Raw genomic sequence first — 13,967 nt, forward strand, 5'->3', positions numbered from 1 at the left:
CGGCCCTGGGAGGTGCCCTCCTTCCGGGGAGCGGTCCGGAAAGCGGTCCGGGCGGCGGGCTCCGTATCGTGCGGCTCGCCAACTTCGTGACGGCCACCTCCGGCGGTCTGCGCACCGCGCTCGACCAGCTGGGCCGCGGCTACCTCGCCGCCGGTCACGAACCCGTCCTCGTCGTCCCCGGCGACGTCGCGAGCGACCACCACACCGACCAGGGCCGGGTCATCACCCTCCCGGGGCCCGTCCTGCCCGGCACCGGCGGCTACCGGGTACTCGCCGACCGGCGCCGCGTCGCACGCCTCCTGGACGCACTCGCCCCCGACCGCGTCGAGGTCTCGGACCGTACGACCCTGCGGTGGACGGGGGAGTGGGCGCGCCGCGCCCGGGTGCCCTCGGTGATGGTCTCCCACGAGACGGCGGACGGCGTGCTGCGCACCTGGGGCGTTCCCCCCGCGCTCGCGGCCCGCGCGGCGGACCGCCTCAACCGCCGCACGGCCTGGGCCTTCGCCCGGATCGTCTGCACCACGGAGTGGGCGGAGCGCGAGTTCGTACGGATCGGGGCGCGCAACGTCGTACGGGCTCCGCTCGGCGTGGACCTGGAGCGCTGCCGGCCCGGCCGCCGCAGCACCGTGCTCCGGGCCCGGTACGCGGACGGGGAGCGGGTCCTCCTGGCGCTCTGCTCGCGCCTCTCCGTCGAGAAGCGGCCCGGCACGGCCCTGGACGCCCTCGCGGAGCTCCGGCAGGCCGGGGTCCGGGCGGCGCTGGTCGTCGCGGGCGACGGGCCCCTGCGGGGCGCCCTGGAGCGTCGGGCGCGCGAGCGGCGCCTCCCGGTGCGGTTCCTCGGGCACGTCACCGACCGGGAGAGCCTCGCCGACCTCCAGGCCGCCGCCGACGTGTGCCTGGCCCCGGGGCCCGCGGAGACCTTCGGCCTCTCTGCCCTGGAGGCGCTCGCCTGCGGGACGCCGGTCGTCGTCAGCGCCTCCTCCGCCCTCCCCGAGGTCGTCGGGACCGCCGGGGCCGTGGCCGCCGACACTCCGGAGGCCTTCGCGGCCGCCGTCCTGAGGCTGCTCGCCCTCCCGGAGAACGCCCGCCGGGCGGCCGCACGCGCGCGTGCGGAGGGATTCACCTGGGAGCGGTCGGTCGCAGCGTTCCTCCACGCCCACGACGCGGCGCCGTCGCCGGCGGCAGTGCAGGCCCCCCCACACGTACCGGCACTCCCACACGTACCGGCACTCCCACACGTACCGGCACTCCCACATGTACCGGCACTCCCACACGTACCGGCATTCCCACACGTACAGCCGCCCGGACCGGCACTCGTCCCCCGGCCGTCGCTTCCGCCGCGGACCGTCCCGTCCCGCTCCGAGGAGGTACGTCGATGACGGTCGAGTCCCTGGGGGCCCGGACGGAGGTGCCTCCCGGGCCCGGAGGCCCGGACGGTCCCGTCCGATTCGCCGTGCTCGGCGACTCGTTCAGCGAGGGCGTCGGCGACCGGGTGGACGGGGCCTGGCGCGGCTGGGCACCCCTGCTGGCCGACGGACTCCCGGCCGACGGGCTGCCGGCGGAAGGGCTCTCGTCCGCCGGGCCCGCGCCCGGCGCCCGGCGGACGGTGCTCCTGAACCTCGCCGTCGGCGGCGCCCTCAGCCGGGACGTCGACGAGGACCAGCGGCCCCGGGCCGTCGCCTTCCGGCCGCATCTCGCCTCCGTGGTCGTCGGGGTCAACGACACCCTGCGCCGCACCTTCGACATCGGACTCCTCGCCGACCGCCTCGACCGCGTCCTCACGGACCTCGACGCCGCCGGCGCCGTCCTCCTCACCGCCTGCCTGCCCGACCCCGGGCGGATGCTCGGCCTTCCCCCGCCCCTCTCCCGCCCGCTGGCCCGCCGCCAGCGCTCCGTCAACGCGGTCGTGCACGCCCTGTCCGACCGGTACGACGCGGTCCATCTCCACCTCGCCGACGACGCCTGGACCGAGAACCGAGCCCTGTGGAGCGCCGACCGGCTCCACCCGGGCGAACGCGGCCACCGGGCCGTCGCCGCGGGCTTCCACGGGCTCCTCGCCACCCGGGGGCTCGCCCACGGCACACCACCCGCGCGGGAGCCCGCGCAGCCGCCGCCGACCCGCACGGAGGCCCTGCTCTGGCTCGCCACCGCCGGAACCGGCTGGGTGCTGCGCCGCAGCCGCGACCTGCTCCCTCAGCTGCTCCTGCTCGCCGGTGCCGAACTCCGCCACTGGGCCGACGGCACCGGCACCGAACCCCTGGACGCGCGCGCGGACGCCGCCCTCGCCGCCGCGCTCACGGCCACAATGGGGAGATGAACGGGCGCTGGGAGTTCTGGATCGACCGGGGCGGAACCTTCACCGACGTCGTCGGACGGCGGCCCGACGGACGGCTCGTCACCCGCAAACTGCTCTCGCACGACCCCGTACGGCAACAGGACGCAGCCGTCGCCGGGATCCGCGCGCTCCTCGGCCTGGAGCCCGGCGAACCCGTCCCCGCCGACCGGATCGCCGTCGTCAAGATGGGCACCACCGTCGCGACCAACGCCCTCCTGGAGCGGCGCGGCGAACATACCCTCCTCCTTGTCACCGAGGGCTTCCGCGACGCCCTGCGCATCGCCTACCAGAACCGGCCCCGGCTCTTCGACCGGCACATCGTGCTGCCCGAGGCGGTGTACGCGCGCGTGGCCGAGGTCCCGGAGCGCGTCGACGCCCACGGCCACGTCGTCCGCCCCCTGGACGAGGCCGCCGTCGCCGAGGCGCTCGCCGCCGCCCACCGGGACGGTCTCCGCTCCGTCGCCGTCGTCCTGCTGCACGGCTACCGCCACCCCGCCCACGAGACCCGGATCGCGGAGGCCGCCAGGGCCGCCGGCTTCACCCAGGTCAGCTGCTCGCACGAGGTCAGCCCGCTCATCAAGCTGATCCCGCGCGGCGACACCACCGTCGTCGACGCCTACCTCTCGCCCATCCTGCGCCGGTACGTCGACGAGGTCGCCCGCGAACTCGCCGGAATCCGCCTCATGTTCATGCAGTCCAACGGAGGACTGCGCGAGGCCGCCCACTTCCGCGGCAAGGACGCCGTCCTGTCCGGACCGGCGGGCGGCGTCGTCGGCATGGCCCGCACCTCGGCCCAGGCGGGACACGAGCGGGTCATCGGCTTCGACATGGGCGGCACGTCCACGGACGTGTCGCACTACGCGGGCGCCTTCGAGCGAGAACTCGGCACACAGGTCGCCGGGGTGCGGATGCGGGCTCCCATGATGAGCATCCACACCGTCGCGGCGGGCGGCGGCTCCGTCCTCCACTACGACGGCCGCCGCTACCGCGTGGGCCCCGACTCGGCGGGCGCCGTCCCCGGCCCCGCCTGCTATCGCCGCGGCGGACCGCTCACCGTCACCGACGCCAACGTCATGCTCGGCCGCGTCCAGCCCGACCACTTCCCCGCCGTGTTCGGCGAGACCGGCGACCGGCCCCTGGACGCCGAGGTCGTACGGGAGCGGTTCACGGCCCTCGCCGAGAAGATCGGCGGCGGCCGGACCCCGGAGGAGGTCGCGGCGGGCTTCCTGGAGATCGCCGTCCTCAACATGGCCAACGCCGTCAAGAAGATCTCCGTCCAGCGCGGCCACGACGTCACCCGGTACGCCCTCACCAGCTTCGGCGGGGCCGGCGGACAGCACGCCTGCGCCGTCGCCGACGCCCTGGGCGTCGACACCGTCCTCGTACCCCCGCTGGCCGGCGTGCTGTCCGCGTACGGCATCGGGCTCGCCGACGCCACCGCCATGCGGGAGCGGTCCGTCGAGGCCGAACTCGACGCCCCCGGCACTCACGCGCGCGTGACGGCCCTCTGCGCCGAACTCGCCGAGCGGACCCGCGAGGAGCTGCGCGCCGACGGACTGCCGGACACGGCGATCACCACCCACGCGCGCGTGCTCCTGCGGTACGCGGGGACGGACGCGAGCCTCCCCGTCGACCTCGCCCCCGCCGAAGCGATGAAAACCGCGTTCACAGCCGTCCATCGGACGCGGTACGCGTTCACCATGGACAAGCCGCTCGTCGCGGAGGCGGTCTCCGTCGAGGCCGTCGGCCGAGCCGGACCCCATGGCCCCGTCCTCGTCGACACCGGCGCGCGGACAGGACCCCTCACGCCCCGCACCACCGTCCGGACCCACAGCGGCGGCACACCCCACGACACACCCCTCCACCGGCGCGAGGACCTCCGCCCCGGCGACACCGTCGACGGCCCCGCCCTCCTCGCCGAGGCCGACGCCACGACCGTCGTCGACACCGGCTGGCGGGCCACCGCGACCGACGGCGGACACCTCCTCCTGCGCCGCGTCACCCCGCGCCCCGCGCGCGTGGCCGCGGGGACGGACGTCGACCCGGTCCTCCTCGAGGTCTTCAACAACCTCTTCATGGCCATCGCCGAACAGATGGGCGTGCGCCTGGAGAACACCGCCCACTCGGTCAACATCAAGGAACGCCTCGACTTCTCCTGCGCGCTCTTCGACGCCGAGGGCAACCTCATCGCCAACGCACCCCACATCCCCGTCCACCTCGGCTCCATGGGCGAGTCCATCAAGGAGGTCCTGCGCCGGCGCGCGGACGACCTGCGGCCCGGCGACGTGTACGCGATCAACGACCCTTACCACGGCGGCACCCACCTGCCCGACGTGACCGTCGTGACCCCCGTCTTCGACGACACCGGCGGGGAGCTCCGCTTCCTGGTCGCCTCGCGCGGCCACCACGCCGAGATCGGCGGCATCACCCCCGGCTCCATGCCCGCCTTCAGCCGCACGGTCGAGGAGGAGGGCGTCCTCTTCGACAACTGGCTGCTCGTCCGGGACGGCAGACTCCGCGAGACCGAGACCAGGGCCCTGCTCACCGGCGCCCGCCACCCCTCCCGCGACCCCGACACCAACCTCGCCGACCTGCGCGCGCAGATCGCCGCCAACGAGAAGGGCATCGAGGAACTGCGCCGGACGGTCGAGGAGTTCGGCGTCGACGTCGTCCAGGCGTACATGCGGCACGTCCGCGCCAACGCCGAGGAGTCCGTCCGCCGCATCGTCGCGCGCCTCCACGACGGCGCGTACCGCTACGAGACCGACGACGGCGCCGTCATCCAGGTCGCGGTCCGCGTCGACCGCGAACGCCGCTCCGCCGTCGTCGACTTCACCGGCACCTCGCCCCAGCTCCCCGGGAACGCCAACGCGCCCACGTCCGTCGTCCTGGCCGCCGTCCTGTACGTCTTCCGCACCCTCGTCGACGAGGACATCCCGCTCAACAGCGGCTGCCTGGAACCCCTGGAGGTCCGCGTCCCGCCCGGCTCCATGCTCGCGCCCGTCCACCCCGCCGCCACCGTCGCCGGGAACGTCGAGACCTCCCAGGCCGTCACGGGCGCGCTCTACGCGGCCCTCGGCGTCCAGGCCGAGGGCTCCGGCACCATGAACAACGTCACCTTCGGCAACGCGCGCGTGCAGTACTACGAGACGGTCGCCAGCGGCTCGGGCGCGGGGGACGGCTTCGACGGCGCCGACGCCGTCCAGACCCACATGACCAACTCCCGGCTCACCGACCCCGAGGTCCTGGAATGGCGCCACCCGGTCCGGGTCGACTCCTTCGCGGTACGGGAGGACGGCGGCGGGCGCGGCCGGTGGCACGGCGGCCACGGGGTCGAGCGCCGCATCCGCTTCCTGGAACCGATGACGGTGGCCCTCCTCACCGGACACCGCAGGGTCCCGCCGTACGGGATGGCGGGTGGCGAGCCGGGCGCCCTCGGCGAGAACCTCGTGGAACGCGCCGACGGCACCGTCGAGCAGCTCGGCGGCGCCGCGACCACGGAGATGGGTCCCGGCGACGTGCTGGTCCTGCGCACTCCCGGCGGTGGCGGCTACGGCCCGCCGCCGGGAGGCGTCAGCGCACCGGGAGGCGTCAGCGCACCGGGATGAACCGCACCGGCGTCCCCGGCACCGCCTGCGCCGCCGCGCCCAGGTCGGCCTCCCGGACCACCGCGACCACCGGATAGCCCCCGGTCGTGGGATGGTCCGCGAGGAAGACCACCGGGCGCCCGTCCGGCGGCACCTGGACCGCGCCCAGGACCATGCCCTCGCTCGCCAGCTCTCCCGGCCGGGCCCGCTCCAGGGCCGGCCCTTCGAGGCGCAGCCCGATCCGGTTGCTCGCCGGCGACACCCGGTACGCGCGCGTGGCGAAGGCGCGCAGGGCTGCGGCGGTGAACCAGTCGTCGCGGGGGCCCAGCCGGACCCGCAGGACGAGTTCGTCCGGCGGGCCCGGCCAGGGAGGAGCGTCGACCGACCCCCGTGCGGCCGTGTCCGCTCCCAGCGGCAGCACCGCCCCCTCCGCCAGCGGCGCCGGGCCGAGCCCGGACAGCAGGTCGGTGGAGCGGCTGCCGAGCACGGGATCGACGGCGAGCCCGCCGCCGAACGCCACGTACGAGCGCAGCCCGCGGACGGCCGCGCCGACCTCCAGGAGCGACCCGGCCAGCACGCGGACCGCCGTCCCCCAGGCGGCCGGGCGCCCGTCCACCCGGACCGGGCAGGGCGCACCGCCCACGGCGACGGTGACGGCGCACCGGGGCCGCAGCGCGCACCCGTCGACGGTCGTCTCCAGGACGGCGGCCTCCTCCGCGCTGCCGACGAGGCGGTTGAGGAGGCGTACGGCACCGGGGTCGAGGGCGCCCGAGCGGGGCACGCCGAGATGCGCGTACCCCGCGCGCCCCAGGTCCTGCACGGTGGTCAGCGCTCCGGCCCGCACCACGGCGACGGCACGGTCGGTCACCGCCCGCCCTCCGCCGCGTACCCGACCTCGGCCGTAGGCACGCCCACCGGCACGCGCCCGACCTCGCCCGTCGGCCCGCCCACCGCCGTGAACCGCACCCGGGTCCCGGGCGCGAGCAGTGCGGCGGGCTCACGCCCCGTGTCCCACAGCACCACGTCCGTCGTGCCGATCAGCTGCCAGCCGCCGGGGGAGGAGCGCGGGTACACACCGGTGTACGGGCCGGCCAGGGCGACGGATCCCGCGGGGACGGCCGTACGCGGGGTGGCCCGGCGCGGCACCTCGTACCGCTCGTCGAGACCGGTCAGATAGCCGAAGCCCGGCGCGAACCCACAGAAGGCGACCCGGAACTCGGTCGCCGTGTGGACGCGTACCGCCTCCTCGACGGACACCCCCCACAGCGCCGCGACCTCCGTCAGATCCGGCCCGTCGTAGCGGACCGGCACCTCCACCACCGCCTCCACGCGCGCGTGGAGCGGTCCGGACTCCCAGCGCGGCAACTCGGCCGCGAGCCGCCCCGGTTCGTCCACGCCGTCGAGCAGCACCGTCCGCGCCGCCGGCACGATCTCCCGTACGCCGGGGAGCGCCCCCGCGGCCCGTCGCCTCAGCAGCTCGGCGTGGAAGGCCTCCGTCTCCGCGCCGCCGGCCAGCTCCACCAGGAGCGCCCGGTCGCCGACGCGCAGCGTCCGCACGCTCATGCGAAGGCCTCCACCCGGACCCCGGAGCTCTCCAGGCGTTCCCGGACCCGGCGGGCCAGTTCCACCGCGCCCGGGGTGTCGCCGTGCAGGCACAGCGACCGGGCCCGGACGGCGACGGAGTTCCCGCAGTGCGCCGTCACGACCCCGAACCGGGCCATGGCGACCGAGCGCTCCACGACCTGGGCCGGATCACTGACGACGGCCCCCGCCTGCCCCCGTGGCAGCAGGGAGCCGTCGGCCCGGTAGGCCCGGTCGCCGAAGGCCTCGGGGACGACCGGAAGTCCGGCCTCCGCCGCGGCCTCGTGCAGCCGGGACCCCGGGAGTCCCAGGACGGGCAGCGTCCGGTCGGCGAGCAGGACGCCGTCGACGACCGCCGCCGCCTGCTCCTCGTCCCGGACCACCCGGTTGTAGAGCGCGCCGTGCGGCTTCACGTACGAGACGCGCGAGCCCGCCGCCCGGGCGAAGACCTCCAGGGCGCCGATCTGGTACGCCACCTCGGCGGCCAGCTCCGCCGCCGGGACGTCCATCGCGCGCCGCCCGAAGCCGGCCAGGTCCCGGTAGGAGACCTGGGCCCCGATCCGTACCCCCCGTTCGGCCGCGAGCTCGCAGACGCGCCGCATGGTGGCCGCGTCCCCGGCGTGGAAACCGCAGGCCACGTTGGCGCTGGTGACGACGGAGAGCAGCCGCTCGTCGTCGGTCAGCGTCCATCGGCCGAAGCCTTCACCGAGGTCGGCGTTGAGATCGATCGAGGCCCAGGCCATGTGGTGCTTCCTTTCTCACCTGGTCGTGCGGTCGTGCGGTGGTGCTGCGGGTCCCGTTACACGAGTTCCCTCCCGCGCGTCTCGGGGAGTCCGAACAGGGCCAGGACGGCCAGACCGTAGCCGACGGCGCCGAACACCAGGGCCCCGCCCACTCCCCAGCTGCCGGCGAGGAATCCGACCAGCGTGGGGAAGACGGCGCCGATCGCACGGCCCGTGTTGTACGTGAGTCCCTGCCCGGTCCCGCGGACCGGCGTCGGGTACAGCTCCGCCAGGAAGGAGCCGAAGCCGCTGAAGATGGCCGACATGCAGAAACCGAGGGGGAAACCCAGCACCAGCAGAAGGGAGTTCGCGCCGACGGGGATGTTCGTGTACGCGAGGACGGACAGGGCGGACAGGACGGCGAAGAGCGCGATGTTCTTCTTCCGGCCGAGCCGGTCCGTGAGGTAGCCCCCGGTCAGATAGCCCGCGAAGGCACCGGAGATGAGGAAGGCCAGATAGCCGCCGGTGCCGACCACCGTCAGCCCGCGCTCGGTCTTCAGGAAGGTCGGCACCCAGGTGGCGAGCGTGTAGTAGCCGCCCTGGACGCCGGTCGAGAGCAGGGTCGCGAAGAGCGTGGTGCGCAGCAGCGGGGGACGGAAGACCGCCCGGAAGGAGCCGCGCTCCGAGTCGGCCCGCCGGAGCTCGGCCGCCTGCGGGGCGTCCTCCACGTTCCGTCGCACGTACACGACGAGGAGCGCGGGCAGCGCGCCCGTCCAGAAGAGGATCCGCCAGGCGAGGTCCGCGTCGGCGAACTGGAACACCAGGGTGTACGCGAGCACCGCGAGGGCCCAGCCGGCCGCCCAGGCGCTCTGGACGGCGCCGAGCGTACGGCCCCGGTGCTTGGCGGAGGCGTACTCGGCGACGAGGATCGCGCCGACGGCCCACTCGCCGCCGAAGCCGAGGCCCTGGAGCGCCCGGAAGACCAGCAGGGTCTCGTAGTTCGGGGCGAAGCCGCAGAGCACGGTGAAGAGCGCGTACGTGACGACCGTGATCATCAGTGCCTTGACCCGGCCGACGCGGTCGGCGAGGACGCCGGCGAGCGCGCCGCCGACCGCCGAGACGACGAGGGTGACGGTGGTCAGGAGGCCGGTCTGCCCCTTGTCGAGGTTGAAGTAGGCGGCGATGGCCACCATCGACAGGGGCAGGGTGAAGAAGTCGTAGGAGTCCAGGGCGTATCCGCCGAACGCGCCGCCGAAGGCGCGCCGGCCGCGCGGCCCGAGGGCGCGCAGCCAGGCGAACGCGCCCGTGTCGTCGGGCTGTTCGCCCTGGGGCTGCTGCCGGATCTGTGTCGTGCTCATCTGCACCTCGCAGGAGGGGGAGGCGTGCCTGAGTGACGTACCGGGGAACCGTGCGGTGCCGCCAAGGTAGGGGATTGTTCAACGATCCGACAAGAGGGATGTCGGCGCTTCCTGAATTCCGCTTTCTGCGGTTGACTCGGCCGCGGGCGACGGAAGGGGAGAGGCGCTGTGGACGTGAGTGGTGAGACCGGAGGCCTGGCGGACGACCGCGCGCTGCTCGGGCGTACGAGCACGGCGGAGCGGGTCGCGGACATCCTGCGGACCCGGATCGCGGAGGGCTACTTCCCGCCGGGCGTCCGGCTCTCCGAGGAGAGCATCGGCGGCGCCCTCGGTGTGTCCCGCAACACACTCCGCGAGGCCTTCCGGCTCCTGACCCACGAGCGCCTGCTCGTCCACGAGCTCAACCGCGGGGTCTTCGTCCGGGTGCTCGCCGTGGGTGACGTGGACGACATCTACCGCACCCGGCGGCTCGTCGAATGCGCCGTCGTCCGGGGTCTCGGGCAGCCTCCCTACGCCGTCGACGGCCTCGTCGCCGCCGTCGTGGAGGGCGAGAGCGCGGCCCGCGCCGAGGACTGGCGGGGCGTCTCCACGGCCAACATCCACTTCCACCGCGAACTCGTCGCCCTCGCCGGCAGCGCGCGCACGGACGAGCTGATGCGCGGCGTCCTCGCGGAACTCCGGCTCGCGTTCCACGTCGTCGACGACCCGCGCGCGCTGCACGAGCCCTATCTCCTGCGGAACCGGGAGATCCTGGACGCGCTGCGTGCCGGGGAGCGCGCCACGGCGGAACGACTCCTGGCCCGCTACCTCGACGACTCCCGCACCCGCGTCGCCGCGGCCTACGCGCAGGCCGTGGACGACCCGACGGGGCTGTGAGGGGCTTATGACCGACGGCGGGGCGGGGCCGCGACCGACGGGCCCGGCGGGCTCCTGACCGACCTCCGACCGGTCCCTCGACCGACGACCGGGCCGCCCCCGGCCGGCAGCCCGGCGGCCTCCGCGGGCCCGGTCGCATCTGCGCCGTTTCGACCGTTGTCAGTTCGAGGACCTAATCTGTCCACCGTGACTTCGCCTGCCTCGACGGACCTCGCTCCGCCCCAGCTCAGCGCGGCGCCGCGACCCGCACAGGGCCCGGCCGCCGACGAAGGGCTCGCGCGGCGCCTCCGCGCGCTCGCGTGCACCGCCCCGCTGCACGACCTCGACGCGCGCAAGGCGAACCTGGCCGGCGAGTACTCGGTCTACGCGATGGCCGAGGTGGCCCTCTCCGCGATCGACCTCGTCACACTCAACATGGACTTCGACACCGGCGCCGACCACGAGCAGATCGTCGCCCGGCTGCTGCCCCGCGTCGCCGCCCAGGCCCCCTCCCGCCCCGCCGCCGAGCACGAGCGCGTGGCCCGCTGGGTCCTGGAGAACCTGATCAACGTCGGCAGCGTCGACCGGGGCTTCCGCGCCGTCTACGGCACCTTCGGCACCGACGGGGTCTACGTCCGCAGGGACTACGACTTCAAGCTCATCGAAGAGGTCCCGGGCTACGGGGGCGGCGTCTACCTCCGCACCACCGACGAAGCAGTCAACGTCCTCGTCGGCGCCCTCGACACCGACGTCACCAGCGCCCAGATCGCCGCCGAGGTGAAGCTGGAGGTCCTCATCAGCCGGGGCCGCCTCGCCGACGCCCAGCTCGCCGCCGAGCAGGCGCGGTACCGCACCGTGCAGTACGCCGAGACCCTCCGCAAGACCCTGGAGGCCACCCGGCGCAACGTCCGCGCGGTGGACTGGCTCCAGGCGGTGCCGGACATGATCGACGAGGCGCTCGACCACGTGGCCGACCGCTACCGCCACGAGAACGCGATCCTCACCAACATCCGCAAGGCCCGGGACGAGGCCGAGGACCAGGAGCACAAGCGCCGCGCGGCCGAGCTCGTCGACATCGTCAAGGACTGCATCCGGCGCCACACCCAGCTCCAGTCCCGCCTCCTGGAGGCCGGACCGCTCTTCCGCGCCGAGCAGGACCGGCAGGCCTTCGCCGCCCCCACCGCGTACACCGGCCTCGACCTGTACGGGCAGCTCGTCGCCCCGATCCTGCCGCTCCCCGTCGAGCAGGCGGGCAAGGTCACCGACGCCTTCTTCGCCCACGGAACGGGACTGCGCACCCCCGCCTCCGTCCGCCTCGGCGACCTCGTCGACCTGCTGCTCACCCCGCCCGTGGAGCGCGAGCACCTCGGCGCGGAGATGCCCGAGCCGGACCTCATCGCCACGCCCGACGACTCCCGCTTCAGCGAGGAGCAGCTGGCGAACGCCATGCGCCTGCTCGACCTGGAGCACGACGCCCCGCGCCGGCTCTCCGGCCTGCTGGCCGAGGCCCGCCTTCTGGACGGCGACCTGCCCTACCTGGTGGCCCTGCTCGCCGTGCACGCGGCCAGCCCGCCGGTCGGCACGGCCTACCGCCAGGGCGAGGAACGGCTCCTGTTCGCCGTCGACGACGGCACCCCGCTGGACGACCCGGAGTTCGGCGGCGCCGACCTCATCGTCGGTACGGCCCTCCTCGACGCGGTGGGCATGGCCGCGGACCGCTCGGAGTCCACGTGACCCTCACCCCGGCCGCCCCCACGGACCCCTCCGACCCCCCCGCCCGGCAGGAACTCCCGGCGACACCGACGCCGGCCACGGCCGACACCCCGACGGAGCCGCGGCGACCCGGCACGTCCACGCCCGGCCAGTCCACGCACACGGATCCCGCGCTTCCGCCGTCGACGCCCGGATCGCCCGCGGCCGGGACGCCCGCACCCGGGGCGTCCGCGCCGGTGGATGCCCTGTTCGGTGCGTCCGCGCCCGAGACGTCCACCGCCGCGCCGGCCGAGCCGGCTTCGACTTCCGCCGCTGAGCAGGCCGAGCCGACCTTGACCTCCGCAGCCGAGCAGGCCCGGGCCGAAGGGGCCGTCGGCGTCGGTGCCGTCGCCGTACCCGGCCCCAGGGCGGCGTCGGCAGCGCCCGAGGAGCAGCCCGAGTCGGACTCTCAGCCCGAACCGGCACCGGAGTCCGAGTCCCTCCGCCCGGGGGCGGCGGCCGCGGCGACCGGCCGGGCCGGTAGCGGCCCGCGGGTGCGGGCCGTGCTCGTGGATCCGCCCGGTGGCGCGCGCGGGCAGGCCGGCGCCGAGTCGCGGCCGGAGCCCGGGATGCCGCCCCGGCTCGGAGCCGTACCGGCAGGGGATCCGTCCCGGGCCGACGCCGCTGCGCGGCGCAGGAGCGTCCCGACCGTGCGGGCGGTGCGGCTCACGGCCGACCCGGCCGCGCCCTCCCGCCGCCCCGCACCCGCACCGGCGGCCGTCACCCCCGTACCCCTGCCGCTGCCCGTACCCCGACCCGTCACCGACGACGTACCGCCCGAGAGCCGCACCGAGGAGCCCCAGCCGTGAGCGAGATCCACGCCGAGTACGCCGACGGGTGGAGCGAGCAGGAGCCCCCGCACCCCCAGCCGGGCCCCGCCCCGGCCCCGTCGTCCGCGATCACCCCCGCCGACGCCGCCGACGCGGCCCGGCTCGTCTCCTTCGGGCTCCAGCCCAAGCTGCTCCCGGCCCGGGACGCCGAGTACACCGAGCTGCTCCGCCGCTACCGCGAGGACCCCGCCTTCGCGCGCCTCGCCGACGCCGTGGCCACCGGCCTCGGCCTCGTCGTCCTGGAGGTCTCCCCGCGCGCCGGGATGGCCGTCACCGCCGGCGAGGACTCCGTCTTCGCCGTCCGCATGGGCGACTACGCCCGCCGCGCCTCGACGGACTCCGCCGACCGGTTCCTGCACGGCCTGGCCCACCTCGCCGTCGCCGCCATGGCCTTCCCCCGCCCCGAGGACCTCGCCGACGACGCCTACATCGGCCGCCTCACCGTCAACGGCGTCGACGCCTTCGTACGTCAGGCCTGTCTGCGTCTGGAGCAGCGCGCCGAGGAACAGGGCGAGAACACCGACCCCGCCTCCGACGCCCCCGGCCTGGAGGCCGGCTGGCGGATCTACGCCCGCCGCAGCGCCACCGGAGCCACCAAGGACGCCCGCCGCCTCGCCGGATCCACCACCGGAATCGTCGGCAAGGCCGCCGCCTTCCTCACCGACTCCGGCTTCCTCCAGCGCACCGGCGACGAGGGCGGCGGCTCCTACCGCACCACCGCCCGCTACCAGCTCCAGGTCCGCGACATGGCCGGTTCCGCCGCCATGGCCGAGCTCCTCGAACTCGGCGTCGTGCCGGTGAGCGACGGCACCGCGACCCTCGTCCCGCCGCCCGAGGGCGACGACCTGGAACTCGCCGCCGACGCCGGCCTTCCCTTCCACGCGTAGCGCCGTCGCCCCGCCCCGCTCCGCGTAACCGACCTTCCTGAGCACGACGAGCACGAGAGT

Annotated in this window: 11 protein-coding genes; 7 read left to right on the forward strand and 4 right to left on the reverse strand. The window is 75.2% G+C overall.

What is annotated here, in order from left to right; all coding sequences use genetic code 11:
• Positions 1-68 precede the first annotated feature (68 nt).
• From DEJ46_RS32980 to DEJ46_RS32990, 3 genes are read left to right on the forward strand one after another with little or no spacing between them, the layout of a single operon-like run.
• Positions 69-1,379: a glycosyltransferase gene (locus DEJ46_RS32980; protein WP_411757794.1), complete on the forward strand. Its 1,311-nt coding sequence runs from the start codon at positions 69-71 to the stop codon at positions 1,377-1,379.
• On the forward strand, positions 1,376-2,317 hold the full coding sequence (locus tag DEJ46_RS32985; RefSeq protein ID WP_150272221.1) for an SGNH/GDSL hydrolase family protein: 942 nt from the start codon (positions 1,376-1,378) through the stop codon (positions 2,315-2,317). Before DEJ46_RS32980 ends, DEJ46_RS32985 begins: the two co-directional genes overlap by 4 nt.
• A complete protein-coding gene (locus DEJ46_RS32990; RefSeq protein WP_150272223.1) occupies positions 2,314-5,943 on the forward strand; it encodes a hydantoinase B/oxoprolinase family protein in 3,630 nt (1,209 codons plus the stop codon). The genes DEJ46_RS32985 and DEJ46_RS32990 overlap by 4 nt, the downstream gene beginning before the upstream one ends.
• Here DEJ46_RS32990 and DEJ46_RS32995 read toward each other — a convergent pair.
• From DEJ46_RS32995 to DEJ46_RS33010, 4 genes are read right to left on the reverse strand one after another with little or no spacing between them, the layout of a single operon-like run.
• Complete coding sequence (locus tag DEJ46_RS32995) at positions 5,927-6,790, reverse strand: biotin-dependent carboxyltransferase family protein (protein ID WP_150272225.1); 864 nt, start codon at positions 6,788-6,790, stop codon at positions 5,927-5,929. The two genes, DEJ46_RS32990 and DEJ46_RS32995, sit on opposite strands and share 17 nt — an antisense overlap.
• Complete coding sequence (locus tag DEJ46_RS33000; RefSeq protein ID WP_150272227.1) at positions 6,787-7,485, reverse strand: 5-oxoprolinase subunit B family protein; 699 nt, start codon at positions 7,483-7,485, stop codon at positions 6,787-6,789. The genes DEJ46_RS32995 and DEJ46_RS33000 overlap by 4 nt, the downstream gene beginning before the upstream one ends.
• Positions 7,482-8,246: a LamB/YcsF family protein gene (locus DEJ46_RS33005; protein WP_150272228.1), complete on the reverse strand. Its 765-nt coding sequence runs from the start codon at positions 8,244-8,246 to the stop codon at positions 7,482-7,484. The genes DEJ46_RS33000 and DEJ46_RS33005 overlap by 4 nt, the downstream gene beginning before the upstream one ends.
• Before the next feature lie 56 nt (positions 8,247-8,302).
• Positions 8,303-9,583 carry an MFS transporter gene (locus tag DEJ46_RS33010; RefSeq protein ID WP_150272230.1) on the reverse strand — a complete coding sequence of 427 codons (1,281 nt, stop codon included), beginning with the start codon at positions 9,581-9,583 and terminating at the stop codon, positions 8,303-8,305.
• Between the two features lie 174 nt (positions 9,584-9,757).
• On the opposite strand from DEJ46_RS33010, the gene DEJ46_RS33015 reads away from it, so the two are divergent.
• From DEJ46_RS33015 to DEJ46_RS33030, 4 genes are all read left to right on the forward strand, one after another.
• Positions 9,758-10,459, forward strand: coding sequence for a GntR family transcriptional regulator (locus DEJ46_RS33015; protein WP_150272232.1), 702 nt, complete (start codon positions 9,758-9,760; stop codon positions 10,457-10,459).
• Between the two features lie 186 nt (positions 10,460-10,645).
• On the forward strand, positions 10,646-12,172 hold the full coding sequence (locus DEJ46_RS33020; RefSeq protein WP_150272234.1) for a hypothetical protein: 1,527 nt from the start codon (positions 10,646-10,648) through the stop codon (positions 12,170-12,172).
• On the forward strand, positions 12,169-12,999 hold the full coding sequence (locus tag DEJ46_RS33025; protein WP_150272236.1) for a hypothetical protein: 831 nt from the start codon (positions 12,169-12,171) through the stop codon (positions 12,997-12,999). Before DEJ46_RS33020 ends, DEJ46_RS33025 begins: the two co-directional genes overlap by 4 nt.
• A complete protein-coding gene (locus tag DEJ46_RS33030) occupies positions 12,996-13,907 on the forward strand; it encodes a hypothetical protein (protein WP_150272238.1) in 912 nt (303 codons plus the stop codon). Before DEJ46_RS33025 ends, DEJ46_RS33030 begins: the two co-directional genes overlap by 4 nt.
• Positions 13,908-13,967: the final 60 nt, after the last annotated feature.

Source organism: Streptomyces venezuelae, from assembly GCF_008642375.1.
GTDB lineage: Bacteria > Actinomycetota > Actinomycetes > Streptomycetales > Streptomycetaceae > Streptomyces > Streptomyces venezuelae_G.